The organism is Paenibacillus sp. SYP-B3998 (assembly GCF_010820665.1).
Taxonomy (GTDB): Bacteria; Bacillota; Bacilli; order Paenibacillales; family NBRC-103111; genus Paenibacillus_E.
Genome location: NZ_JAAIKC010000001.1, coordinates 1,666,534 through 1,692,391 on the forward strand (window position 1 = coordinate 1,666,534; position 25,858 = coordinate 1,692,391).

Genomic DNA, 25,858 nt, shown 5'->3' on the forward strand with positions numbered 1-25,858 from the left:
ACTAATTGGAAAGCGAGGAGATACAAGTGGAACATCAATGTGCAAGTAAAATGTTTAGCGAGGGAGCTAATGAGGTGCTTTGCGAGCCTCTAGCAAGGTTAAAGAAGGAACATGATCCACTACGTAAGCACATGGATGATTTTGCACTGTCAGTGAATACGATTGTTTCAGATCATGGAGCCGAGCATTGGCGGTTAGAATTAGTTGATCTGGAAATTAAGGTTGACGCTTTTATGAAGGAACTGGGTCCCCATTCTGAGCGGGAAGAAGGAGTTTTGTTTCCAATGATGGCTAAATACATCGGTCGTACTACAGGGCCAATAGCTGTGATGGAATATGAACACGATCAGGCCAAAGAAAATATAAAAATCTTTCAGGATTCTATGAATAAGCTGGATTTGAAATCAATAGATTTGAATCAAGCCAAAGAAATCGCGTTGTATGTGCATAAGGCTTATACGATTCTAACAGATCACTTTTTGAAAGAAGAAAATGTCCTGTTCCCCATGGCAGAAAAAATGCTGTCAGTGGAGGATAAGGAACAATTGGCTCTATCCTTCGGTAAGCTGTGATCTTCTTAAAGATCGCGGGATAAGGCTCCTGGGTTCTTTCCTTGCAAATGTTAATGTCGGAGAGAACCCAGGAATACATGTACAGAGATACTACACGAGCGACTCCTCCACTAGACGTTTTCGCGTGTTCCAGTCGAATCGCCGCGCGTTACTCCAAAAGTTAAATTCCCCTTTGTAATAACCATTTGGGTCAACCTGCAATTTTTTCCGGGCAATCATCTTTACATAGCCGATCACTCGGCTAAAGGTAGCAATGTCGTCACTACCGCAGATAGGGCATGTCAAGATATTTTTTCCATCCACCGCAACGATTTGCTGGCCGCAGTCGAGACAACTCGTTAATGTTGGAGTTAAAGTGATGTATTGGATGGGCTTCATAAATATTTTTTTTATATAATTGGCCAATTGTGTGGGCGGCACTTTGCTTTCAAGGAAATGGTGCAAAATACTTCCGGAAGTCGCATAAGCTTGAAATTCCGCGCTATTTTCAACTTGCCGTATAAAATCGTCTTCGCTGAAAGGAAGCATGCAGCCAGATGTCAAATACACGTTTTCCCCGGTTCCCTGAACGAATATATCGCGCTTATTACTCTTTGCCCATTTCACATCGTGACGTGCCAATTTGATTGCAGCATTCTCGCCAGGAGCATACTCAATTCCGCAGGCCACTTTGTCTCTCATAATAAAATGATTGATCCTATCGGTCATAAACTGCATGATTCGGTGCGCCAACTGTTTCCCGTCTTCGTTGTTCATTCCGCCGGAGTAACCTATGTTGATGAGTCCTTCATGCATGCCGGTAACAGCAAATACATTAAAATAGTTGGACAAATCCCGGTTGAAGGCAAAAAAAGTAGGGAATAGCTCTTTGTTACACTCGATCCACCCGCGCTTGGCCATATGACCTTCCTGCATGATATTCAAATACTCTTCAATTTTTGTGAACAGCAAAGCTTCATCATGACCATGTTCCATCAAGGTCCGATTTAAATTCAAATTCAATACTTGCACGGCACCGGTCGAACCCGTCGAACTGCCAAATATGCCGCTCCCCAGCCTTGACAACAAGGTCAAATCGATTTGCAATCTACAGCACAAACTACGGCTTACTTCCGGGTCACGCGGTTTGATGCAAGGATTTATGTTCCGATAGTAGTTGTTCTGGAAAGGCAGAGTTCGGAAGTTCTCGAAGTATACGCCGCCCCAGCGGTACATGCCGTCCAGCATTTCGAGAAACAGATGATTATTATAATCGAATGCGTCATCGATCGGTACGGTTAGAAGCGGGAATGTGAATGGGATGCCGTTTCCGGTACCCTGTTTCATCACTTCAATAATGGCTTGGTTAATCCGATCGAAGTAGGAGGAGGGGATGTCCCTGTACTGGAAGTCTAGGGGTAAACCGCCGATGACCACGAAGTCTTCTTTTATTTCGTCAGAAGGTTTACCGAATTCCAACGTGATGTTGGTGAATGAGGATTGCGATCCGCCGCGTAATGGCATGTTCATTTCCCAGATCAGGCTTTGGAACATTTGATTCAGTTCTTCTGTAGTGTAGCAGCGTCCGATGACTGTTTCCTCGTAATATAGGTAGGAAGCGGAAATCGTTGTCATTTGAGACAGCATGACGGCGCCAGATACTTGCTGAGACATCAGCACGACGACATTGCTGAAATGTCTGAGCAATGTTTCAAGCTTTCGGGTTGGTTTTGATGACAGCATGTTTTTGGCCAATGTGGGAATTCCTGAAGTAGCGATGTCTTTACAGGCAACACTTAGACAGTAGGGGCTTAACTGCTTATCGTGAATGTAGATCACGCCATCCCGATACAGTTCAGTTAGTTTATCCGGTAGAATGTGATGCAGCAAATAGTCTTCTTCCGTAAAGTTGGTTAGATTATGCCTTAACAATGGCAAGGAGTAAACGAAATTGCTGTTCTCCCTTTTTAAATAATCGGCTTGCTTGGATTCCGATTGTGAAGTGAAAGTGTGAATAATTTCCGTGGAATGACGAAACATGGTTCTACCTCCGATGTTGAAAAAACAGTTTTTATGCTACCTATGACGGCATTTGAAAGGGATTTATGTAATAAGGGACATTACTGCTGTGTTTCCTAATTAACTCGTTCACATACTCCTGGATTCGCTCAAAGTATTCATTGCTCAGCAGGGGGTATCTCACAGTTCTTACTTGACTCAAGCTGCTGTTGTGGCGAATTACGATTTCCACTGAATCAAGGATGTCCTGACAAAAGCGTTTAGAGGGCACAGTTCCGATGATCGCTTCGAACAGGTCTGGGTTATCCTCTGGATCCAAACAATGTAAAGGCAGCTTTAAGTCGATATGGACACCATCAACCCAATTGTTAGCGAGAATTCGCTGCAATTTACGGGGAAACGATCCATTCGTAAAAATGATGATTTTCCCTCTAAAAATGCGACGTACATGTCTAAGGAAATCCTCAATCGCTATGGCCTCGTTTATCAAAAACTCTCCCCCGCTGAAAATGACCGCATCGAACATATCACTGCAAGCTTCAATACGGCGGATCGTTTGATCAGAGGTTAAGTGGCCTTTCGGTTTTTTTGCGATTAATTCATCATAATTATGACAACCGTAACAGCGCATATTGCAGCCGTTCCAAGCATGAATGAGCAGGGACAAGTGCCCAGGCAAATCAACGAATGTACGTATAAACTGCGGATAAAAAAAGAGCATCATTTTCTCCTTTCCGAAATATGAGGCACTATATATAGTTGTCCTGTCGAATGATAGTACAATATATTGAATAAGTAAAGTGATAATGATCACATGGAGTGCAAATTTTTCCTATCGTCTATGAACATAATTGGATATTTTGTAAATTGTGATTGACGTCACAAACTACATCCAGAGTCTATGTTATGTTTTTTGAAGTTAAGGGGGAGATTGAATTGAGCTTCTATGAAACTTATCGTATTTTAAATCAGATGGATTTTAACGAAACTTTCCGACAAGTTAAAATGTCGGCCGGTTCATCCACAGTGGTCGGCGGCTACTCAGGCTTTGAAGAGGGAATACCACAATTTGAAACAGCGGATGAACGCAGTGTCGAACAAATACGATCTCACTTGCACAGTGAAGGTTATCAATGGCTCTGAGTGGATGTTGGGTTCCTTCCCGCTATACGATTAGTACGCGAGTGAAAGGTAAAGGAAGTGTGCTTTACAATAGCTATACAGGTGCCATAGCCGCAGCCGATTCGGAAGAATATGAGACGGTACTGGGTTTGTTGGATAAAGAAACGTTGTCGGTAGAACAATCAAGTTTGGTCGATAGCTTGTGTGATGCCGGTTTTCTAGTCCCTGCCGGGACAGATGAGCTTCTAAAAGCGCAAGCGCTGCACAATGCCATGAAGAGTTCGAAATCTATGCATTTGGTAATTATGCCCACAGAAGCGTGCAATTTTCGCTGTACGTATTGCTATCAAAAGTTTTCCAACGGCGCCATGTCACGTCAGACGATAGATGGTCTAAAAGCATACATTCGTCACATTGCCTCTGAAATCGATCATCTTGCTGTCAGTTGGTTTGGTGGCGAGCCGCTGCTCGTTCCTGAAATCATTGCTGAATTATCTGATTCTTTCCTGGAAAGCTGCAGTCGTTACGGAGTCGGCTATTCTGCGGACATGTCGACAAATGGATATTTTCTAACCATGGAGAGATTCGCAGAGATGCTCGAACGGAATGTTTGCAGGTTTATGATTACTTTAGACGGTGTGGGAACGATACATGACAACAGAAGGAAATTGCGCGGAGGCGGCAGAACCTATGAGGCGATAATCAGTAATTTGAAAACAATTTGTTCGGTTGATGCACAGTTTAAGATCGATATTCGAGTCAACTATGATGAGGACAATAAGGAAGAAGTGCCGGAGTTGCTAGACGAGCTTTCCACATGGTTTGGCGGTGACGAACGGTTTCAAATTATGGTTAGGCCGGTTGGCCGTTGGGGTGGACCTAATGACGATCTCATTCCTGTCTGCGACAGAACAGCGGCGGAAACGAACCTTTGGGAGCTGACAGAATACGGATTGCTAAAAGGGCTTCCACTAAGTGAGTCGATCGTGGATGTTCTTATGCCTGCGGGGGCGGTTTGCTATGCAGCGAAGCCTAATTCACTTGTAATCGGGGCTGACGGACGGTTGTATAAATGTTCGGTTGCGCTTGACGATGAAGTCAACCAGGTTGGCTGGCTGCTCGGAGATGGGAGTCTGGAGCTCGATATGAACAAGATATCTCTGTGGACCAGCTCTGGCGAAGAACGGGATGTGGTTTGCCGAGCATGTCACTTTCGCCCTGCATGCCAAGGCAATCATTGCCCCTTATACCGAATGAGAACGGGGAAGCGCCCATGTCCTCATGAGAAAAGAAAAATTAAGAGGGTTCTAGAGCTGCTATGGAAAAACCACGATCAAAGGGAAGGAGGTGGAGATCAAGATGAAGTGGATTCGGCCTGCCGTATCTCCGGAACAAGTCGTGAAGACGGGTAAAATATTGAAGTCGGTACCTGGGAACCTGAAATAATAGGTGTCTCCTCCACGATGAAGGAAATGGTAAGGAGCGCCTTCGCTTGAGGGGCGCTCCTTGTTTTAATTTGTGTACGATTCAACATGGAGTTGCTGAAACAATCGTTCAGCTGCATCCTTACCTTGTGCGATACAATCTGGAATTCCAACGCCACGATACGATCTTCCAGCAATAATTAAATTCGGGTAAAGGGTATGCAGCTCCTCTTCGATATCCCGCAATCGCTCCATGTGACCAACTAAATATTGGGACATTGCTTCTGTATGTCTTGTGATTTCTGTGAATAGGGGAGAAACCCTTTCCCCCAGTATGCGAACCAAATCTTTTATCACTCTTTGTTTCAACTCAAAATCATTCAACTGCAGGTGTGTCTGATCACCCCAACGACCCAAATATGCTCGTATTAATACCTTACCTTTTGGGGCGGTGTGGTTCCATTTCACAGAAGTCCAGGTACAAGCAGTAATTAGGAGACCTTCATGTCTGGGGACTACAAATCCTGATCCTTGCAGAGGTTTTTTGAATTGTGCTTGATCGAACGCCATGACCACATTGGCGACGGAAACACTTGGGATTTGCCTCAATGCTCCGAATATTCGCTGGGATGCGCCCTGAAGGACATGTGAGGCTTGTTCAGCCGGAGCAGACAGAATAATGCCATCTGTAGTTAACTGAGCTCCACTCGCAAGACGAATTTCATATCCTTCCTGTTGAAGTGATATTGTCTCCACAAGACTGTTGAGGCTTATTAGGGTACCCGCTCTTCTCAGCTCCTCATTTAAGTGATCAACTAATGTGCAAAGTCCTCCTTTGTAAGTAAGAAACATACTGCTACGAAGATGGGGAGGCAGTTCGACACCGACGGAATTTGGAGTTTTTGTCTGTTGCTTGCTACGAGAGGAGAGCATGCCAAGAATGAGGCTGCGATGTTTTTCTTCCATATCTAGCAATTGGGGAAAAGTAGCTGCCGTGCTTAACAAATTCAAATCGCCAGCGTAGATGCCTGCTAGGATAGGGCCGACCAAACGGTCTGCAACCTCTTTACCCAGTCTTCGCTCAATCAAACTACCGAGGGATTCATCCCCAGGTTTATCTTTCCTAGGTAGTAGAAAATCTAAAGAAGCCCGTGCTTTCCCAGATAGTGAAAGTAAACTTGTTCCCACAAAAGGTTTGATTTGTGTAGGGATGCCCATAGCGAGCCCTGCAGGCATCGGATGAAGTTTTCCATTCATGTAGATGGAACTCTTTGAAGCGGTTGGAGATAGTCCGGTCAAATCGTTTACCAGCCCTAGTTCCTTAGACAAATTTAACACCACAGGCTTACGAGCCAAGAAAGAGTCAGGGCCTTTCTCAATAACAAAGCCGTCGCGCTTTAAAGTTTGAATGGCTCCACCGAGTTTATTGCTTTTTTCCAAGAGGGTGATTTGGATCGCTTGTCCGATTGATGCAAAACGCTTGTGTAATTCGTAAGCTGCAGTAAGTCCAGTGATGCCTCCGCCAATCACAACGATATGTTTGGCTTTCATATATAATTCCTCCTGCCTTGAGCTTTTTTTACACTATAACATGGGAAAGAATGTCCAGATATGATGTAGATCACTTCTATCTTTTTTATATAAACGTGATTTCCATCACAATCTAGGGCGCAGCATACTCGTATAATGAAGCTGTGATTGAGAATGATTATCCTAGGAGGATGGCTGATGATGGACCAATTTAGAACAATTATTAAAGCTCCTGAGTATCCACCGCAGTTAAAACATAAGGTTATTTTTGAATCGTTCGATCAGTTAGCACCTGGGGAGGCTATGCTTCTGATTAATGACCATGATCCACGTCCACTGCGTTATCAATTTGAAGCTACACGAAGCGGACAGTTTTCATGGGAGTACCTGGAACAAGGACCGGAGACATTTCGAGTGAAAATCGGGAAACTGGACTAAAGGGGATCTAACAGATGGCAGAAGTGGAAGTGATTAACCCTACAACGATCCGCATAACAGCTACATTGGAAGATGCGCTAACGATGATTAAAGAAGCCTCGGATCATCTAGAGCAATATGCCGAGGATATCATAACCATTTGCGATAAGATGCCTGAATTTGACTACACTTATTTTTGCTTCTATGCATACGATTCAGCTTCATTGTTTGAACAGATGCTTGGAATCGATCCTAAGCAGTACTTGTCTTTTAGTATGAATGCTCCGGATGCTTTCTTTTATACGCTTTATGGAGGCATGAATGGCTTGTATGACCTGGCACGCAACTATTTGGAAGGAAGAAAGCTCGCATAAGTTAGGATGAGGTGAAAGCGATGATAAAGAAAGCAAGGATCGTTGTATTAGATGTACGGCCCTACTTAAGAAAAAAGCTGGAACCTTTTAAGCTCATAATGGATGCAGTATCTTCCCTAGAACCAAAGGATATATTAGTTTTGCACGCTACATTCAAACCTACTCCCTTGTTTGGTGTTATGAAGGTAAAAGGATATACACATAAAGTAGAGGAAATCGATGAGCAATATTGGATTGTTGCTTTTGCTCGCGATGTTGGGGCAAAAGAACAGTTGGATGTTTTGCAGTTGCGGGAGCTAGCCATATGGGAGGAGGAAGAACGTCCAGATGAATACAAGAGTGGTAGAACTTGATAATCGCGGATTAGAACCTCCTCAGCCAATGATCCGCACGCTTCAGGCGTTAGAAAGTAGCATAATTGGGGATCAGGTGAAAATTCACAATGATCGGCTACCCATGTTTCTTATTGAAGAATTGCAACGCTTGGGGTATCCGTATCAGGTGGAGCACCAAGCGGATGGCTCCGTTAAAGTAATCATCGACAAAACAAACTGAAAAGTTAGAAATTTGGAGAGTGATGGCATGATGGAGCAAGTCATAACTATTGAGCAAACTCGAGAGCATCTCAAACAGGTATTTGATCCAGAACTAGGCGTAAATATTGTAGATTTAGGTCTGGTATACGACATCGAATGTTCGGAAGGAAATGTGTCCATCCGTATGACATTAACAACCCCAGGTTGTCCCATGCACGATACAATTGTGGGCGGAGTTCATCGAGCATTGGAAGGGAACCTAGGTATTACACATGTAAATGTAGATGTTGTGTGGGAACCACGATGGACGCCAGAGCATATGTCAGAAGCTGCTAAAAAACAGTTAGATTTTTTTTAATATAAGGGCAATTTGAGCCGGAGTAAAAGTCTGGCTCTTTTTTTGCATGTTTGACACAAGCTAAATGCAAAGAAAGGAAAGGGACATAATAATGAAGGGAAAAACAATAGATATCGAGGAACTTCTTCGTCAAGTTCCGTTGTTTCATGATTTATCCGAGGAAGAAATAGCAGGACTTAGCAGGATTATGATTCAACGTTCGTACCCTAAAAAAACAATTGTATTTACGGAAGGTAGTGAAAAAGAAGCGGTTTACTTCATCCAGAATGGCTTGATCAAAACGTATAAGACGGATGAAAATGGTCATCAACAAATCGTATCGTTTCTGAAAACAGGAGACATGTTTCCTCATACGGGGTTGTTTCATGCGAATTATTATCCGGCAACCGCAGAGACGATTGTTCCAACAGCGCTGTTTGCTATGCCGATCAAACCCTTTGAACTCCTTCTAAGTAGTTACCCTGGAATTGCGGTTAAGCTCATGAGGGTAATGAGTCAAAAAATCCTTGAATTACAGGAAAAGCTGCAAGAGTTGACGGGTCAAGATGTGCAAAACCGTGGTCAACTGTTCTTGTTGAAGCTTGCAGAGAATAATGGGAAGGTGAAGAATGGAAAGCTTCTTATCGAAATCCCCATGACCCATCAAGATATTGCCAATGCGATCGGGACGACAAGAGAAACGGTTAATCGAATGCTTAATCAGCTCCGAAAGGATGGTATTGTAGAAACGGACCGTTCTGGTTTTATGATTCACGATTTGGAGGCTCTTAGACATTGGAGAGAGAATTAAGCCTAACAATACCATGTACGATTCATATTCATTCATATTCGATGGGTAGGGATAGGGTTTTTCTTATAAGCGGTGGTCAAGCTCATATCGGGGCTGCGGCAGTTGCATATCCAAAGGATCATCAGATCCTTTGTGAAACATTAACGATACCAGGACATCGAGAAGGACAATTAGCTGTAGAGCTCGCAAAGTTGGCAGCCTCTAGGTTGAATCGAACGGTAAGTGTGCTAATGGGCATCCACGTTGAGCAAGCAACCAGGAAAGATATTAATGAAATAATAAAGAATGTACAACATGCAATGAGGCAAGAACTTGAACGGATTGAGGCGCTTTTATGAAAAAAACGCTATGAGTGATTGAGAATGAGGAATGATAAATCATCCTAAATTCTCGATAACTCGTAGCGTTTTCTAATTACTGGCAGTATGCATGGTTACTTGTTTTTCTTAAATCCATTCAATCCAAAAGAAACGATACCGAACAATAAAAGCATACTCGATGCCAATAGAATTTCAGAGCTAAATGGAAAATTAGTTGACCGCGTCCAATTCATTAACCCATCTAGGAAAAGTACGAACTCATTGCTAATAAAACCTACGATAAATAAAATGCTTCCAAAGATTCTCCATTTCCTAGCGACAGAGATCCATTGCATTTGCATAGCTAATGCTAATATCATACAGCTGACAAACCCCAGCAACACTAGATGGAGATAACCGATTACGACACTTCGTGTAGAAAATATGAGCGGCTCTAATGCTGGAATAGCTGAACCGAGTTCCAACAACATTTTGATAGCAAGGGCGGTAAGTGAAAGGTTAAGAAAGATTCGGGACCATCCTGTGAATATCAAATGCGAAAGAGTTCGATTGCGTAACCACAATATGAAAAAAGCCGAAACGGAAGCCAACTGTAGGAGTCCGGAAATAATGGCTATTCCATTCCAAACGGGTGATAGTTTCATCCAGAGCAAAGATAACAGGAAAGATGGCAGCAAGGACAATGTATAAACCCAGTAATGAAAGCCTGCCAGTTTTCTTGGCAGTGCTATTTTTGTTTGTTCAAGTAAAGAATACAGTAAGGAGAACAAACCCAGTGTAAACCAGCCATTATATTGGCAATGCAGGTAAAAGTAGAGCGAACCCTGATACCATGGGCTATCTGTGAGATGTTTGGCGCTTAAAACGGCTAAGCACCAAGGACCCACAGAAGACAATACCATGAAAAACAAACTTGCTTTAGCAAACCGAATGGACGTTTGTTGGTATTCTGTCTTTTGAAATTTTCGCCACATCCAGATAGTCAGGCTGTATGATAACATAATGTGGACCGTAGAGAACAAAATGGAGTAGAAGCCGTAGCTTTGTAAGATAAAGGCAATGAACATCGAAACAATTGTTAGTTGTGTCAGTAACCAATTGACGCGAAAGAAGCGGGAATTCCGATCCTCTGGTGACAGAAACCGATACACAAGCAGAAGAATTAACGCTGTATATCCCCAACCAAGCAAAGCTAAGTGAGAATGGGCATGAAGCAGTGATTCATATCTAGACTGCCAAGCTGGTAGGAAGGCCATTCCTCGCAATACGGCACCAGCAGCGGCTGTAAACAGAAAGTAGAGGAGCGGGTAGCGAAACCAAATCTTTGGCATGGAAAGCCCTCCTTCAGCAAGCAAGGTTTTGTTTATATGTTTTACAGCGAACACTTCGGAAAATCCTTTCACCCATAAGTGAAGTACTCACTAAAATTGATAATTGAGACTGTTGTTTCTACATCAAGGTCCATGAGAACGCCCCCCTTTCCAAATTCATGATTGGTCGATGCCTATCATGATAATGAAGATCGGAGTGCTCTGATGTGAGGGAGATCACATATTCTTTAATAAAAACGTAAAATAAAAGAGAAAGAAATGTGTCCATTTTCAACAGCAAATAAGATGTGCGTCCTATCACATTTCTTGTGAATAAAAATGGGTATATTGAATGTACAGAGAACTTAGTATCAATAATTATAAACAATCAATAGGGGTGGATAAAAATGGAAAAGTGCAACATCGATCATTTTCATTGTGATATTATTCGAAAACTTGAAAGTCAACAAGCATTTTTACCGAAACTAATAGTTGAAGAGATGCATAGTTTTTTAAAGAACACACAATCACAACAAACATTAAACGAACTATTTCACCTTCTTAAAAAATATGATCTAGTATCTAAAGAAGAACAGGAAGAGAAAAATCAAAGATTAATACAGCTTATAAGCGATCAACTTATATAAATGTGAAAAATGTCACTTACAAACCAATTATATTCAATTATAATTAAATATGTCTAATTATAACGAATAGGTGAGATTGTTGACTTTTTGATGGTAAGTTCAAAATGTTACAATCGCTCAGAATTTGGAGCTTTTTAGACAATAATTGGCGTTGAAAGGATGTTGATTGGATGGCTGGGATCATCAATTGGGAGAGGATACTTGAATTAGCTAATGGCAAGACAACAGATGATAAAGACGTCAATCCAACTGTGTTTTGGGATCAGTTCGGATATATGTATGACAAAATGTCCAGAATGGAGAAAAATTTTACGAGAAATCAAGTAAATTCAATGATTTTGGATCCACAAGATCGTGTATTGGATGTAGGTTGCGGGACAGGAAGATTATGTGTGCCAATTTCAAAAAAGGTATCTCATGTTACAGCAATTGATGCATCACCGAACATGTTAAATTATGCAAAAAAATATGCGAATGAAGAGAATGTAGATAATATTAGCTTTCATCTGATGGATTGGAATAATGATAACGAAATTAATAAACTGGAAAAATACGATGTGGTTTTTGCGTCACGTACAGTTGCGTTAAAAGATGTAAAAAAACTCAATAAACTTGCGAAAAAATACGTATTTCTTCTAAGTTTTGCCAATGGCCCCTCACTAAGATCAATACAATTGGATTTATTTCGTGGTGTAAAGGGGAATTTACAGCTTGACTTCAAAGATGATCGTCAACTTGGTTATAACATTCGATTTAATATGTTGTACGACTTAGGAATTGATGCGAGTGTCATAGTCGTTAAAGATGGGTTTGAAAAAGACTATCAGAATCCCAAGGAAGCTTATGATGACTTAAGAACTTTAGGAACAGTGGACGAAGATCAGGAAGAACTATTTAGGGAAAATGTAAATAAATATTTGCTGGAAAATCAGGATGGTTCTGTTAAGTTTTTAAGAGAGACCTCCTCTTATGTAATGTGGTGGAAACCTGAAGATGTAGATTTAGCAAATACATGCAGAGGAGTCTAGTTATGAAAAAAAATACGATAAACATCATGTTATTGTTCCTTGCCATGATGATCATTTTGTCAGGGTGTGGAAATTCAGTCGCAACTAATCCTGCAGTCACTGACGCTAAAGTTGGAGCATCCAATCAAGATGAAAATCAAAAGAAAACAAAAAAAATCGTTGACATGTCGGGGAAAGAAGCAGAATTACCGATAAAGGTGTCAAAAGTCGTTAATTCCTGGCCATCATCAGCAACAATGATGATCTTCTTGGGAGCTGGAGATAAATTAACCGGCATACATAAATATGTTAAGACATTGCCATTTAATGAGCTTATTTATCCGAACTTGCAAAAAATACCATCATCAGAAAATAATCCGGAGGAATTGTTGAAGCTAGCACCGGAAGTAATTATAACAACTGCAGATGAAGATGTAATAAACTATGCCAAAGTTGGTCTAAAAGGTGCAAACCTAATGTTTAATGATTATAAAACTATGAAACAATCTGTTTCTATTTTAGGTGATATTTTAGGCGATGACTATAAAAGTAAAACAGACAAATTGGTTGCATACATTGATGGGAATCTAAAAAAGGTTCAAGCTGCGTTCAAAGACTTACCAGATAAAGATAAGCCGTTAGTCTATTATGCAGTTGGTGACATGTATTCAACAACAGGTGCAGGAACAATTATGGAAGAATGGGTTAATTACGGTGGAGGGAAATATGCAACCTCTGATTTGGGGAAAGGCATGCGCGTGAAAGTAACCCCGGAAGATATCTTAAAGAAGAATCCTGACATCATCGTAATTAGTGGCGGAGAAGGTAGTGAAGACGTAGTAAAAAGCTTCAAAACAACGCCAGAATGGAGGGAAATAAATGCAGTAAAAAATAATAAAATATTTGTGGTACCATCCGGATGTTTCGCTTGGGATCGCTTTGGAGCGGAAAGTGCATTGCAAATTTTATGGGCAGCATCTACGTTCCACCCAGATCTGTTTAAGATTGATATGAAAGCCGAAACCAGAAATTTCTACAAAGAATATTCAAATTTCAACATTACCGATTCTCAGTTGGAACAACTTTTAAAAGGGAAAGTTGTTAAATAAACAACCAGGTGAGTTGATAATGGAAGAGATCGAGAAAAAGGCTGGTTTATTCAGTAAGGGTAGAGATTACATGTTTATTTTAATGTTATGCATACTGCTCCTCGCCCTTTCGATCGTAGCACTTTGCTTAGGGCGATATGGTATTCCGATTACAGATGTCATGGATGTTTTATCATCCAAGCTGTTTGGAACGCCATCAAATGTAAATCAAACAATTGAAAATATCATTTTAAATTTAAGATTACCAAGGATTATCGCTTCAATTCTTATCGGAGGTTCATTGGCATTGGCAGGGGCAGCGTACCAAGGGATTTTTAGAAATTCCTTGGTTTCTCCAGATATTTTAGGTGTTTCTTCTGGTGCGGGGCTTGGGGCTTCCTTAGCAATTCTATGTAACTTTGGGATATTCGGTTTACAAATATCCTCCTTTATAGGCGGCATATTGGCAGTTATTATAACAAGCTCGGTTCCAAAATTATTGAAAAATAGTTCAACAATCATCCTCGTCTTAGGAGGAATCATCGTTAACGGAATGATGATTTCCTTATTAGGGCTGGCTAAATATATGATGGATACAGAGAATAAGCTTGCCGAGATCACCTATTGGCTTTTGGGTAGTTTAGCCAAAATCTCTAAGGGCGATGTTATGGTTATTTCAATTCCCATGGTGATATCGATTATTTTGCTGCTAGCAATCAGATGGAGAGTCAATATCCTTGCTTTGGGAGAAAATGAGGCCAAAAACCTCGGCGTAAATACAGAACTCTATCGCGGTCTCATCATTGTATTATCTACAATCTTAACTGCTTGTGCAGTATGTGTTAGCGGGACAATCGGTTGGGTAGGATTAATCGTTCCACATTTGGGCCGGATGTTGATCGGGCCGGATAATAAAAATCTATTTCCCCTTACTATTATAATGGGGGGAGGATTTTTGTTAGTTATTGATACACTTTCAAGAATCGTTTCACCAGCAGAACTACCAATAAGTATATTAATGGGTCTTCTGGGAGCACCATTTTATTTTTGGATTTTATACAAGCAAAGGATGAACGTTTCATGAAGCTTGAAGTGATAAATATGAGTTTTTCATTTAATAAAAATAAAAAAATATTTTCAAATGTATTTTTCAGTCTAAACGAGGGGGAAATTCTTTCGATTCTAGGACCCAATGGGTCGGGAAAGTCTACGTTGTTAAACTGTATAGCGAGATTGCTTAAAGCAGATCAGGGGGATATTTTCCTCGATGGGAAATCAATTTTTGACTATACGATGAATGAATTTGCAAGAATCATTGGATACGTTCCTCAAAGCCATGTGCCTGCTTATGCATTTACTGTAAAGGAATTTGTTGTAATGGGGCGTTCACCCTATATCTCAACTTTTTCAATGCCATCTAGCAATGATTACAATATTGCACTTGAGGCAATAGAGATGCTAGGGATAACTCATTTACTAACAAAGTCATATACGGAGCTCAGTGGTGGAGAGAGGCAATTGGTGACGATTGCCAGAGCAATTGCGCAGCAATCCAAAATAATATTAATGGATGAACCGACCTCACAGTTAGATTATGGAAATCAGATAAGAACCATCGAAATAATAAAAAAACTATCCCAAAAAGGTTATGGCATCATCATGACAACACATACACCAGATCATGCAATATTGTTGAATGAGAAAATCGGAATAATGGACAACTCAGGAAATTTTGAATTTGGCAATGTTGCCGATGTTTTAAATGAAGAGAAGCTGAAAAAAATATACAACATTCCTTTAAAACTGTTGTACTTAAAAGAAATCAATAGAATGGCCTGTGTGGCAGGAGGGATATAAAAGTATCTTCCGTGAGTCATTGTAATACACTTGATTTTCTGACACATGAAGTACTAACCGCAGAAAAGATGAAAAAGCTTCTAGGCATACGGAAATTGGTAAGGAATAAGAGGCTCGGAAAGAGTTAGATACAGGAGAAACAGCTATGAACCATTAGGTTCATAGCTGTTTCTATGATAATGTCTCCAGCTTAGTGGAATCCCCCATATCCGTGAGGTAAGCCGAATTTTTTATAAGCCATAGTTATTTTCCGCCAGTACTAATTTTTTGGGCACATACGAACAGGCAGGATCGCTTTCTAAATAATCGCCTGTTACTGCATAAGCCCGGGCTCTGGAACCACCGCAAATTTCTTTGAATTCGCATGCTCCGCATTTGCCCTTAAGCAGTGATTTATCACGCAATTGACGCATGATCGGCGAATTACGATAGATATCGAGAAGCGGTGTCTGTCTAACATTGCCGCAGGAGACAGGGAGAAAACCACTAGGGTATACATCTCCTGTGTGACTGATGAATACGAAGCCGTCTCCGTCGTTTACACCTTTGGGAGCCCGTCCCAATCGGTCGAAATGCTTAAGGGAAACGGGATTCCCTAAGTTCTTAGCCTGTAGATTTTCTAGGCTCTTTTCTTGTGCGATCACCCTTCGATAATGAGGTGCCTCTGTCGTTTTGATGCCGAATGGCACCTGGGGTCCCAGCCGATACAGCCACTTCATCACTTCCTCATGCTGTTCGGGGGAGATCATATCTTTTTGCATGCCTCGGCCTGTGGGGACAAGAAAGAACAAGCTCCAGAGAACGGCTCCCATTTCTTTAACCTTTTCTGCGGTAGCCGCTAAATCGTTCAAATTGTATCTGGAGACGGTTGTGTTGATCTGAATCGGTATTTTTTGTTCTTGCAGGTAAGAGATTCCTCGCATCGTCATATCGTAGGATCCTTTTGTTCCCCGAAAATGATCGTGTATTTCAGCGGTAGAGCCGTCCAGGCTGAATGCCCAACGTGAAAGACCTACTTCTTTAGCTTTAATAATAGCTTCTCTCGTAACCTTCGGGGTCGCACTTGGCGTCATGGAGACTGGCAGTTGCTTTTCGTCTATGGCATAATCAGCCAGCTCAAATAAATCATTCCGCATTAAAGGGTCTCCACCAGTGAAAACGAATAATGGATGCTGCATGTCGGCGATTTGATCAATCAATCTTTTCCCTTCCTCGAAAGTCAGTTGCCTTGGATCCGATTTGTACTGTGCCTCTGCACGACAATGTAAACATTTCAAAGCGCAGGCACGGGTCACTTCCCATATAACGATAAACGGGTATTCATGGTAGTCGCGGACTTGAGGTATAGCGGCCTCCATGTGAACGCCCCCTTTCCAAATTCATGAGTGGTCGATGCCTATCATGATAATGAAAATCGAAGTATTCTAATATGAGGAAGATCACATATTCAAATAAAAATGAAAGTGACGAACAAAGAAGTGTCCATTTTTTAACAGTAGATAAGATGTGCGCTCTATCACATTAGGTGTGAATGAAATTGAGTAAACTAAATGTACAGAAACTCCCCTGTTAAAACGATGTGATGGGAAATTCGGTAAGTTCGCTGCAGATAAATAGATTACAAGGGGGATTTTTTGTAGTTATGTTTGTGATCGATTTCACAAGGTTTGAGAAAATAAGGAGGAATTGAACATGATGAATGAAAGAAATTCTTCGCTCTTCCTGACTTTATCTATCGTTACATTTCTTGTATTCGCTGGTTGCAGTCATGTACAAGAACAACAAAAGGATCTGACAAAGGGGGTTGATACTAACGTAACAGTTTCAAAAGTTAATCAGCCCCCAGTTGAACTTGTTATTACTCGAAAGGGTACGGATGTATTTATCGAAATGACGGCTCAAATTACGGACATTGAGATTTCTAAAGGCGTAATGTATAACGCATGGACTTTCAACGGGATTGCACCTGGACCTGTACTTCGTGTAAGGGAGGGGGATATGCTGCATATGACACTAAAGAATCTTGATCCTTCTGTCCCGCATTCACTGGATGTCCATGCTGTTCATGCGGCACCAAGTAAGAGTTTTATTGATGTGTTGCCGGATGAAACGGGAACATTCGTGTATCCTGCTACTTCACCCGGCGTATTCATGTATCACTGTGGTACCAAACCAGTGCTACTTCACCTTGCGAATGGCATGTTCGGAGTCATTATCGTGGAACCCAAGAATGGATATCCTACAGATAAAGAAGTCAATAGAGAATATGTCATAACCCAGAATGAATGGTACAAAGAGAATGATTACCAAGCGTTCCAAAACGATCAGCCTCAATACGTTGTCTTTAATGGGAATGACTTTGGACTAAAAGAACACCCACTTCTTGCAAAAGTGGGAGATAAAGTAAGACTATACGTGAATAATTTGGGTCCGAATCATGTTTCTTCTTTTCATGTCGTTGGAACGCTACTTGATACAGTCTATGTGGACGGAAATCCCCGAAATGTACATTATGGCTTGCAAACCGTTATGCTACCTGCCAGTGGTGGGGCAGTTGTTGAGTTTTGGGTGACTGAGGAGGGAGATTATCCAATTGTGACTCATCAATTCAATGATGCATCCAAAGGAGCAGTAGCCATTCTAAGGGTAACGAAAGATGGGTTAGATACAGGAGAACCAGCTATGAGTCATTAGATTCATAGCTGGCTATAGGAAAATGTCGTGAAAATGACTTTCTTTCCAATAAGGTTAGGAATCATGTTCTGAATATAGGTGTAATGTCCAATGATACAATTCCTAGTTTTTTGGGAATTTAATCAAATCGGGATCGAACGTTGATAATTCTTGGGTTTGATAGCTGATGGATTCACATGTTAGGCAAGCTACTGGGTATTGCACCGTAGGTGGAACCGATGGTTGTGTGCAGCGACACAATTATAGTCTTTATTAAATCACTTATGCAGAGCCGTTTTTTTACAATATAGGGAGCAGATTTGTATCGTAACTTTTATGACACCGGACACCCGATTAATCTCCAGAGCACGGGCGATGCCTTTGTTAGCGGTTTCTGATTGCTAAAGCAACCTGATGCTCGAAAAACCTTCATTAGTGGAATCTAATCCCGCCTACTGATCATTGAAGAGTTCGACGAGCTTCTATGCGCGGTGGCGGTTGATAAAGTCATAGTCATGTCGGACAGCAAGATGGTATTCAGGTCCAAGGTCTGCTCAGAAGTTGAGGGTTACATTGCGCAAATTACTACATTCATACCGATGCCTACACCGATGTATAAGCCGGAGTGGGCATCGGTATATTTATGTTCTTAATGCTGGCTGATTTCATGTATGCAGAAACTTTTCCACGACTTACTCCTTCAGCTCAAATTAGATAAAGCACGAAAATAGAGAATGAATCCGTTAGATATCGTTATGAATATATACTATGCTTTTCGAACAAAGTATTTTATTTGAAATACTACCTTGACAGTCATAGTAGTGTGTCGTATTATAAAAACACGGAGGTGATGAAATGAGCGAGAACAAAATTACATCCGACTTGCTTCGCGGACATACCGATACGATGATTTTACGGCTCTTATCCGAAGCTGACCGCTACGGGTACGAGATTGTCAAACTGATTGCCGAGCGCTCGGGCGGCGAGTATGAATTAAAGGAAGCCACGATGTACTCCAGTGTCCGGCGGCTTGAAACTGACGGCGATATCGAGTGGTATTGGGGCGATGAATCTCAGGGTGGACGACGCAAGTATTTTAGGATTACCGAAAAAGGCAAGAATGCTTACGCACGCAACAAAAACAATTGGGAGTACTCGAAGCGCGTACTAGAAAACTTATTATAAAGGAGACTGGATAAGATGAATCAGAAATTAACGAACTATTTGAACGGCGTTTTCACGCCATATGATGGGGTAAAAAGCGTCACCGAACTAAAGGCGGATCTGCACTCCGATTTGCAAGAGCGATATCGTGAACTCAAAGCCGAGGGCAAAAACGATGAAACAGCGTTTCGTATGACTATTGAGAGCATCGGTGACATCGAACAAACGATACTGGAGGTCTCCAACCTCTCCCGCTCGCTGGAACGGCAAGTAGTGACAAACTTTAGCGCAAGCAACCTGGCGAAAAGCGACTTTGCAGGCGTTAAGGCCCATAAAGGACAGTTTAAAGGTAGCGCGTTGCACGGTTCCGACTTTTCGGGCGCAGATTTGACCGGCAGTACGTTTAAGGGCAGCGACGTACGTGAAGCTAATTTTGACGTAGCGAATCTGACGGACTGCAGCCTATCCGCGCTTGACCTGGCAAAAGCAAGCTTCAATAAGACGATCCTTGTACGAACCAATTTCAGCAAGTCGGGACTTGACGGAGCCAAATTCACAGGAGTAAGACTGACCGACGTAACGTTAACGATGACCGATCTTAGAAAAACGATTTTTGAAGGTTGTTTATTTGATGGGGTTGACTTCAAGTACTCCGATCTGACCGGCCAATGTTTTGACGGACAGACGTTTATCGGCGTTAAGTTTGACAAAGCGGCATTAACCGAAGTTTCGTTCAAGTGCGCTACACTTAAAAATGTGTCTTTCCTGTCGGGGTTTACCTTGTCTAAGAAATATTACAGAGCTATCAAAAGCATCTGCTTTGACGGCGCGACGATGGATAAGTTGACCTTTGCCGCGCTTAAAGGCATGGAAGCTAATTTGTCAAAAGTTACAGTCATTTAATTTAAGGGAGGGAATCCGATGCAAACCGTGCAAACCAAGCCCATTCAAGTAATAGGCCTGCAAAAGTCCTACAAGCAGCATCAAGTGCTGAAGGGTGTAGATTTTGAGGTTGAAAAAGGTAGTATTTTCGCCCTACTTGGCTCCAACGGGGCGGGCAAGACAACGGTTGTCAAAATCCTCACCACGCTGCTCAAACCGGACGGCGGAACTGCCGCCATCAACGGATTCGATGTCGCGTCAAAACCCGATCATGTACGGCAGGCGATCAGTCTGACCGGGCAATTTGCCGCCGTGGACGAAATTTTGACCGGACGGGAAAATCTTATCATGATTGCCAAGCTACGGTACCTCAAAAATCCGCGTCAGGTTGCGGACGACTTGCTTAAACGCTTCGGCTTGACAGACGCCGCCGACCGCAGGGCGTCTACTTATTCGGGTGGTATGCGCCGCAGGCTCGACATCGCCTTGAGCCTTGTGGGAAAACCGCAGATCATTTTCCTCGACGAGCCGTCCACTGGGCTTGACCCCGAGGCGCGTATCGAGGTTTGGAAGATTGTCAAGGAGCTTGCCGACGGCGGCACGACGGTACTCCTAACCACGCAGTATTTGGAGGAGGCTGAGCAGCTTGCCGACCGAATTGCCATTCTGCACGAGGGTAGGATTATCGCCAGCGGCACGCTCTCGGAGCTAAAAAAGCTGTTCCCATCCGCAAAGGTGGAGTATGTTGAAAAACAGCCGACATTGGAGGAGATATTCCTCGCAATCATCGGCAAAAAGGAGGGAAAGTAAATGGAGGCGGCAAAGAAACACTTTTTCAGCGATATGGGCGTTATGCTTGGACGTTCCATGCGCCATATTTTCCGCAGTATGGACACCATCGTCACGGTCACCTTCATGCCGATCGCGATGATGTTGCTGTTCGTCTATGTGTTCGGCGGTGCAATTCAAACCGGAACGGATAACTATGTGAATTACCTGTTGCCCGGTATACTACTGATTGCTATTGCTAGCGGCATATCCTACACGGCTTTCCGCTTGTTTACGGATGTGCAACGAGGCATATTCGAGCGGTTTCACACCATGCCGATTTCACGTTCCACCTTACTGTGGGGGCATGTGCTGACCTCGCTGGTATCCAACGCCATATCGGTTCTCGTCATCATTCTCGTAGCGTTGATTATGGGCTTTCGTTCGCCGGCGGGGATATTGTCATGGCTTGCAGTAGCCGGCATACTCGCGCTGTTTACGCTGGCATTAACTTGGGTCGCAGCAATTGCCGGACTGACCGCAAAGTCGGTGGATGGCGCAAGCGCCTTTTCCTACCCGATTATCTTCCTGCCGTTTATCAGCTCGGCCTTTGTGCCGACCCAGTCGATGCCGTCGGTCGTTCGAGCCTTTGCCGAAAACCAGCCGGTGACCTCGATAGTGGAAGCCATCCGTGCACTACTGTCAGGTCAGCCGGTGGGCAATGATATATGGATCGCTCTTGCGTGGTGCGTCGGGATTTTGTTCGTAGCATATTTCTTTGCAATGAGGGTGTATAAAAAACGGGTGTAAAAAAAGACAGCTTCTTCTGAATTGATCGAAAGAGAAGACAGTCCTGAAGAATAAATTCTATAACTATACAAGGGCGCAACTGATTAGTGTAAAAGTCCGAATGTCGTTATAATCATTTATACTGGACTTACATTAAGAGGGTATTTATCCGAGTTATCGTGCTGTGGTCACTCATGTTGAAAAAATGTCATATAGCATCAATTTGACGCGCAAAATCCAACGGAATCCGACTAAATAAATCGAGAAGAACTTATTACGATGATTCTCAAATAATATCCTGGCGTAGCCCCAAGTGCCCTAGCTGTAAAGAAATGGCTGCCTCAGGTAGAACGTATCTGCTCGCGCTGTGGCAGTAATGTGGATCTAAGGAAAGAGTCTACGTGTGAATTCTACGGATGCAGTGCATTTCCTAAGTGCCGAAATATCAGCTCAGCTTAAAGCACCCAAGTGGTGCTTTTTATTATGCCTTACGACTCATTTTTGCAGTCTCCTTCTTCATACGGTATAGCCGGGGTTTCCGGGCGCATTTGGAGAGGGCAAGGTTTAAAAATTGAAACATAATGATTGGAGCAGGATAGTACGAGCAGCGGGTTAAGGAGATCCGGCAACAACAGTAAGCGAAGGACGGCTAAGGAAGAACTACCCCATAGAAGAAAAGAACAAACAAAAGATTCAACAAAAAACACAGGTTACCAACAAAAGAATTTGAAGATAGAAATCACGTTACAAAATTATACACATCAGGATAGTGATCACGTTTCTAGCAATTAATGTGGAATCGAATCTTGAACAAAACCTAGTATTGGTATATGATCAGTACTATTACAACTGAAAACATTGGGAACAGGTGCTCCACTTAGCTGGAGCTTAATAGGGAAGTTCGGTGCAAAACCGACGCGGTCCCGCCACTGTAACGGAGGAGTCACAGCGATTACGCCACTGATCTTTAAGAATTAAAGATTGGGAAGGCCGCTACTGATGTTAATTCCGGAGCCAGGAAACCTGCCTGTTCTACCAACACTATTTTTGACCTACGGAAGATAGGGAGGTGTTACGAGATTCGTCGCATGGTTTTGACAACCAGGGGCATCACTACCTTTTTTTTCTTGCATAGGTAGAGGTGTCCTTTTTTTGCATGGAACGATAAATGAAATCTGTGCCTAAGTAGGTGAAATGATGCAGAACGCAGTTAACGAAGACCTAATTTCTCTTAAACAATCAAGAACTGATCGATCTGGATGGACGCCCACTGCAAGTGAGCCGAAGGGAATGCGGAGCCATCCTCTCTGGTTCACAACTATTGTCGTCTTCCTAACAGTAATTCTTATCGCTTCCATTACGCTCGCCGTCATGCTTGGTCCTGTACGGATTGATCCCGAGACGGTCTGGAAAATTGCATTATCGCATTTGCCGGGTATGAACGGTCTGGTGGATGAAACGTGGAGCAAAGCCCAGACACATATTATCTGGGACATCCGTTTTCCGAGAGTGCTCCTAGGTGTTGTTGTCGGTGCTGGATTAGCCGTCGTCGGGGTTGCCATCCAGGCCTTAACCCGCAATTCACTGGCTGATCCGTATATTCTGGGCGTATCTTCCGGAGCCTCCGTATCGGCAACGCTCGTCATCCTGTTTGGGTTTTTTAAAGTTTTTGGCCAGTATGCGCTCTCCTTCTCGGCGTTTCTTGGTTCTCTGACAGCAATGGTCATGGTATTCGTTTTTGCACGTGTAGGAGGAGCCATATCTACGACCAGGTTACTTCTGTCAGGCATCGCCGTTTCCACGATAATGTCAGCTGCAACCAGTTTTATCGTTACCATGGCACCCAGAGAAGAAGGAATCCGTTCTGCGATGTACTGGATGATGGGGAGTCTGACTGGGGCAAAATGGAGTTATCTTTCCATTCCCGCGCTTATGATCATGATCGGAACGATGATCCTTCTTTTGCATTATCGCTCTTTAAATGCACTGCTCATGGGTGACGATACGGCAGTGACGCTCGGTGTTAATGTGAATGCCTTCCGCAAATTTCTTGTCATCGTTACTGCTTTACTAACCGGCTCCATTGTTGCCGTTAGCGGCTCAATCGGCTTTATCGGGCTAATGATTCCGCATATCGTCAGGCTGATGGTTGGATCCGACCATCGCAGGGTTTTACCGGTCAGCCTGTTATTCGGAGCTATTTTTGTCGTATGGTGCGATGTGTTTGCCAGACTTGTACTTGCACCAGAGGAACTTCCCCTAGGTATTGTCACTGCAATGTGCGGTGGTCCCTTCTTTATCTGGCTACTGCGAAGAAGTGCTTATTCATTTGGCGGAGGTGCACATTGAACGTTCAAGTCGAAGAGCTTTCATACCAAATACAAGATAAGCGTATTATTGAAGCGATTGGCTTGCAGGTCAAGCAAGGAGAATTTATCGGGTTGATCGGCCCGAACGGTAGCGGCAAATCGACGCTATTGAAAGCAATCTACCGTGTTCTTGAGCCGCAGGCTGGCCGGATTATATGGGATGGAAAGGATCTTTTTCATTTATCCCACAAAGAAACCGCAAAGCGTATGGCGGTGGTAAGCCAGGAAACGTCGGTTACCTTCGATTTTACCGTCAAGGACATAGTAAGTATGGGACGAACTCCTCATAAAAGTATCTTTGAATCAGATACCAAGAAAGATAAAGAAATTGTAGAAGAATCATTGGATAAGGTCGGGATGAGTCATTATGCCGATCGCAGTTTCACCACGTTATCCGGTGGGGAAAAGCAGCGTGTCCTGATCGCTCGAGCGCTGGCGCAACAGGCCCAATTTTTAATTCTGGACGAACCGACGAACCACCTGGATATTCGCTATCAGCTGCAGATTATGGATCTCGTGAAAAGACTACGAATCACTACGCTGGCCGCACTGCACGATTTGAATATTGCATCTTTTTACTGTGATCGAATTTATGTTCTGAAAGCGGGGCGAGTCGTGGCTTCGGGTTCCCCTGAACTAATTTTAATCCCAGAGCTTCTGCAGGATGTTTTCGGTGTTACGGCGGAAATTGCGATACACCACATAACAGGGAAACCGCATATCATCTTTTTACCAGAGATGGCCATCTTTTAAAATTCCCATAAAATTCGTGGAGGTGAGCCGTTTGGCGTTAACGAAATGCAGTTTTTGCAGTTATACATATGATGAATGGTTCGGGGATAGCCGAAATGGTGTGCCCGCAGGAACACCGCTGTCAGTACTTGCCGGCACAGTATGCTCCCGATGCGGACTTCAGGGTGTGCGGCATGAACGTCAACCGAGTCCTAAATACGCAGGCCAAGAGGCAGAGTACTACGATCAATTTACTGGAAAAGCGGGTATTTCTTTTTATTCAGATTGGCTGAAGGAAGCGTCCCAGGCACCAACAGTACTTGAACTCGGCGTAGGGACAGGAAGGATTGCCATAGAGATCGCCGGACATTCTGCCCAAGTTTGCGGGGTTGATTGGAGCAGGGACATGTTGAAGATCGCTGAGGCCAAAAAAGAACGGATTTTAAAGGACCATCCCGGTCGGTTTGAATTGATTGAGGCTGATGTCATGGACTTTGATGCTAGGAACGCCTTCTCGCATATCCTGTGCCCAGACGGTATGTTTCAACATTACACGATGATGGCTGATCATGTCGCTTTGCTACAGCGTATACGCCATAATCTGCAAGAGGGAGGATGGTTAGCCGTGGATTTGCTGCTCCCCCCGGACCAGGCGTATTGGCAGATGACTCAGCACAAAAAGATTTTGAACAATAAAATGGTTTACAAAAAAGTAGAAGGAGAAACCTCGTTATCCCGTCAGTTGTTCCGATGTTCCGTTTCATTTGAAACGTATACTGACGGGACGGAACAATCTCGTTACCGTGTAGAAAGGGAATACGCGCTCATGACACCGAAAGAGTTAGCTCTCCTTTTAGCCGCTGAAGGATTTCAAATCGTGAAAACATATGAAAATTATGGATTGTCTACCCCCTGGCAGACAGCCCTATTACCGGATATGATTTCTCCTGACCAGGTTCTTGGTCCAACAGAAACATTGGAGGAGCTCCTCGAAGCGGGGGAGCTGGAAAGAGCGGTTCCTTACCGGAAAGAAGCTTGGATGAACGGAGGATACCCGCTGGATGGGGCCATGGCAGGCCCGCCTGCGCATAGATCTGTAAGAATGACCATACTTGCCAGAAGACAATAATC

The 25,858-nt window shown here is 43.1% G+C and carries 29 protein-coding genes and 1 riboswitch; of the genes, 24 read left to right on the forward strand and 5 right to left on the reverse strand.

What is annotated here, in order from left to right:
- Nucleotides 1-26: 26 nt before the first annotated feature.
- Nucleotides 27-572, forward strand: coding sequence for a hemerythrin domain-containing protein (locus GK047_RS07675; RefSeq protein ID WP_346010293.1), 546 nt, complete (start codon nucleotides 27-29; stop codon nucleotides 570-572).
- Between the two features lie 90 nt (nucleotides 573-662).
- On the opposite strand, the gene nrdD is transcribed toward GK047_RS07675, so the two are convergent.
- Together nrdD and GK047_RS07685 are read right to left on the reverse strand one after the other, a co-directional pair.
- Entirely contained in the window at nucleotides 663-2,591 is a 1,929-nt protein-coding gene (gene nrdD, locus GK047_RS07680) for an anaerobic ribonucleoside-triphosphate reductase (RefSeq protein WP_163943379.1), read from the reverse strand.
- A gap of 40 nt (nucleotides 2,592-2,631) precedes the next feature.
- Nucleotides 2,632-3,294, reverse strand: coding sequence for a radical SAM protein (locus GK047_RS07685; protein ID WP_240343788.1), 663 nt, complete (start codon nucleotides 3,292-3,294; stop codon nucleotides 2,632-2,634).
- A 212-nt stretch (nucleotides 3,295-3,506) separates the two neighbouring features.
- Here GK047_RS07685 and GK047_RS07690 point away from each other — a divergent pair, with 212 nt between their 5' ends.
- Nucleotides 3,507-3,713 (forward strand): hypothetical protein, encoded by a 207-nt coding sequence (locus GK047_RS07690; protein WP_163943382.1) that lies wholly within the window; start codon nucleotides 3,507-3,509, stop codon nucleotides 3,711-3,713.
- Nucleotides 3,704-5,104, forward strand: a complete 1,401-nt coding sequence (locus GK047_RS07695) for a radical SAM/SPASM domain-containing protein (RefSeq protein ID WP_163943385.1) — start codon at nucleotides 3,704-3,706, stop codon at nucleotides 5,102-5,104. The genes GK047_RS07690 and GK047_RS07695 overlap by 10 nt, the downstream gene beginning before the upstream one ends.
- A gap of 99 nt (nucleotides 5,105-5,203) precedes the next feature.
- On the opposite strand, the gene hemG is transcribed toward GK047_RS07695, so the two are convergent.
- On the reverse strand, nucleotides 5,204-6,667 hold the full coding sequence (gene hemG, locus GK047_RS07700) for a protoporphyrinogen oxidase (RefSeq protein ID WP_163943388.1): 1,464 nt from the start codon (nucleotides 6,665-6,667) through the stop codon (nucleotides 5,204-5,206).
- 180 nt (nucleotides 6,668-6,847) lie between these two features.
- On the opposite strand from hemG, the gene GK047_RS07705 reads away from it, so the two are divergent.
- The 7 genes from GK047_RS07705 (at nucleotide 6,848) to lpdD (ending at nucleotide 9,459) form a co-directional block, all read left to right on the forward strand.
- A complete protein-coding gene (locus GK047_RS07705) occupies nucleotides 6,848-7,084 on the forward strand; it encodes a DUF2249 domain-containing protein (RefSeq protein WP_163943815.1) in 237 nt (78 codons plus the stop codon).
- Between the two features lie 14 nt (nucleotides 7,085-7,098).
- A complete protein-coding gene (locus GK047_RS07710) occupies nucleotides 7,099-7,437 on the forward strand; it encodes a hypothetical protein (protein ID WP_163943391.1) in 339 nt (112 codons plus the stop codon).
- Between the two features lie 20 nt (nucleotides 7,438-7,457).
- Complete coding sequence (locus tag GK047_RS29530) at nucleotides 7,458-7,790, forward strand: DUF2249 domain-containing protein (protein WP_240343789.1); 333 nt, start codon at nucleotides 7,458-7,460, stop codon at nucleotides 7,788-7,790.
- Entirely contained in the window at nucleotides 7,765-7,992 is a 228-nt protein-coding gene (locus tag GK047_RS29535; RefSeq protein ID WP_240343790.1) for a DUF2249 domain-containing protein, read from the forward strand. The genes GK047_RS29530 and GK047_RS29535 overlap by 26 nt, the downstream gene beginning before the upstream one ends.
- 30 nt (nucleotides 7,993-8,022) lie before the next feature.
- Nucleotides 8,023-8,331 carry a metal-sulfur cluster assembly factor gene (locus GK047_RS07720; RefSeq protein ID WP_481855945.1) on the forward strand — a complete coding sequence of 103 codons (309 nt, stop codon included), beginning with the start codon at nucleotides 8,023-8,025 and terminating at the stop codon, nucleotides 8,329-8,331.
- A 91-nt stretch (nucleotides 8,332-8,422) separates the two neighbouring features.
- Complete coding sequence (locus GK047_RS07725) at nucleotides 8,423-9,121, forward strand: Crp/Fnr family transcriptional regulator (RefSeq protein ID WP_163943397.1); 699 nt, start codon at nucleotides 8,423-8,425, stop codon at nucleotides 9,119-9,121.
- The gene (gene lpdD / locus GK047_RS07730; RefSeq protein ID WP_205516347.1) at nucleotides 9,106-9,459 is read left to right on the forward strand and encodes a prenylated flavin chaperone LpdD; all 354 of its coding nucleotides are present in this window, start codon (nucleotides 9,106-9,108) and stop codon (nucleotides 9,457-9,459) included. Before GK047_RS07725 ends, lpdD begins: the two co-directional genes overlap by 16 nt.
- A gap of 95 nt (nucleotides 9,460-9,554) precedes the next feature.
- Here lpdD and GK047_RS07735 read toward each other — a convergent pair whose 3' ends face one another.
- A complete protein-coding gene (locus tag GK047_RS07735) occupies nucleotides 9,555-10,772 on the reverse strand; it encodes a hypothetical protein (RefSeq protein ID WP_163943403.1) in 1,218 nt (405 codons plus the stop codon).
- A 386-nt stretch (nucleotides 10,773-11,158) separates the two neighbouring features.
- Between GK047_RS07735 and GK047_RS07740 the strand changes: the two genes are divergently transcribed.
- From GK047_RS07740 to GK047_RS07760, 5 genes are all read left to right on the forward strand, one after another.
- Nucleotides 11,159-11,398 carry a group-specific protein gene (locus tag GK047_RS07740; protein ID WP_163943405.1) on the forward strand — a complete coding sequence of 80 codons (240 nt, stop codon included), beginning with the start codon at nucleotides 11,159-11,161 and terminating at the stop codon, nucleotides 11,396-11,398.
- 170 nt (nucleotides 11,399-11,568) lie between these two features.
- Complete coding sequence (locus tag GK047_RS07745; protein ID WP_163943408.1) at nucleotides 11,569-12,426, forward strand: class I SAM-dependent methyltransferase; 858 nt, start codon at nucleotides 11,569-11,571, stop codon at nucleotides 12,424-12,426.
- 2 nt (nucleotides 12,427-12,428) lie between these two features.
- A complete protein-coding gene (locus tag GK047_RS07750; protein ID WP_163943411.1) occupies nucleotides 12,429-13,514 on the forward strand; it encodes an ABC transporter substrate-binding protein in 1,086 nt (361 codons plus the stop codon).
- 19 nt (nucleotides 13,515-13,533) lie between these two features.
- Nucleotides 13,534-14,577, forward strand: coding sequence for a FecCD family ABC transporter permease (locus GK047_RS07755; RefSeq protein ID WP_205516349.1), 1,044 nt, complete (start codon nucleotides 13,534-13,536; stop codon nucleotides 14,575-14,577).
- Complete coding sequence (locus tag GK047_RS07760; protein WP_163943415.1) at nucleotides 14,574-15,350, forward strand: ABC transporter ATP-binding protein; 777 nt, start codon at nucleotides 14,574-14,576, stop codon at nucleotides 15,348-15,350. The genes GK047_RS07755 and GK047_RS07760 overlap by 4 nt, the downstream gene beginning before the upstream one ends.
- Nucleotides 15,351-15,580: 230 nt before the next feature.
- Here the strand turns inward: GK047_RS07760 and GK047_RS07765 are convergent, their stop codons facing one another.
- Entirely contained in the window at nucleotides 15,581-16,708 is a 1,128-nt protein-coding gene (locus GK047_RS07765; protein ID WP_163943418.1) for a TIGR04053 family radical SAM/SPASM domain-containing protein, read from the reverse strand.
- A 334-nt stretch (nucleotides 16,709-17,042) separates the two neighbouring features.
- Between GK047_RS07765 and GK047_RS07770 the strand changes: the two genes are divergently transcribed.
- From GK047_RS07770 to GK047_RS07810, 9 genes are all read left to right on the forward strand, one after another.
- Entirely contained in the window at nucleotides 17,043-18,044 is a 1,002-nt protein-coding gene (locus tag GK047_RS07770; protein ID WP_481855936.1) for a multicopper oxidase domain-containing protein, read from the forward strand.
- Between the two features lie 834 nt (nucleotides 18,045-18,878).
- Nucleotides 18,879-19,208, forward strand: coding sequence for a PadR family transcriptional regulator (locus GK047_RS07775; protein WP_163943421.1), 330 nt, complete (start codon nucleotides 18,879-18,881; stop codon nucleotides 19,206-19,208).
- 15 nt (nucleotides 19,209-19,223) lie between these two features.
- The gene (locus GK047_RS07780) at nucleotides 19,224-20,090 is read left to right on the forward strand and encodes a pentapeptide repeat-containing protein (protein WP_163943424.1); all 867 of its coding nucleotides are present in this window, start codon (nucleotides 19,224-19,226) and stop codon (nucleotides 20,088-20,090) included.
- An 18-nt stretch (nucleotides 20,091-20,108) separates the two neighbouring features.
- Nucleotides 20,109-20,879 (forward strand): ABC transporter ATP-binding protein, encoded by a 771-nt coding sequence (locus GK047_RS07785; protein WP_163943427.1) that lies wholly within the window; start codon nucleotides 20,109-20,111, stop codon nucleotides 20,877-20,879.
- Nucleotides 20,880-21,647, forward strand: coding sequence for an ABC transporter permease (locus tag GK047_RS07790; RefSeq protein ID WP_163943429.1), 768 nt, complete (start codon nucleotides 20,880-20,882; stop codon nucleotides 21,645-21,647).
- Nucleotides 21,648-21,980: 333 nt separating this feature from the next.
- Nucleotides 21,981-22,085, forward strand: a complete 105-nt coding sequence (locus GK047_RS30555; RefSeq protein WP_481855946.1) for a topoisomerase DNA-binding C4 zinc finger domain-containing protein — start codon at nucleotides 21,981-21,983, stop codon at nucleotides 22,083-22,085.
- A 390-nt stretch (nucleotides 22,086-22,475) separates the two neighbouring features.
- Nucleotides 22,476-22,671: riboswitch (cobalamin riboswitch) on the forward strand.
- 245 nt (nucleotides 22,672-22,916) lie between these two features.
- A complete protein-coding gene (locus tag GK047_RS07800) occupies nucleotides 22,917-23,975 on the forward strand; it encodes a FecCD family ABC transporter permease (RefSeq protein ID WP_205516554.1) in 1,059 nt (352 codons plus the stop codon).
- Nucleotides 23,972-24,748, forward strand: coding sequence for a heme ABC transporter ATP-binding protein (locus GK047_RS07805; RefSeq protein ID WP_163943433.1), 777 nt, complete (start codon nucleotides 23,972-23,974; stop codon nucleotides 24,746-24,748). Before GK047_RS07800 ends, GK047_RS07805 begins: the two co-directional genes overlap by 4 nt.
- A gap of 22 nt (nucleotides 24,749-24,770) precedes the next feature.
- Nucleotides 24,771-25,856, forward strand: coding sequence for a methyltransferase domain-containing protein (locus GK047_RS07810; RefSeq protein ID WP_346010294.1), 1,086 nt, complete (start codon nucleotides 24,771-24,773; stop codon nucleotides 25,854-25,856).
- The last annotated feature ends 2 nt before the right edge of the window (nucleotides 25,857-25,858 follow it).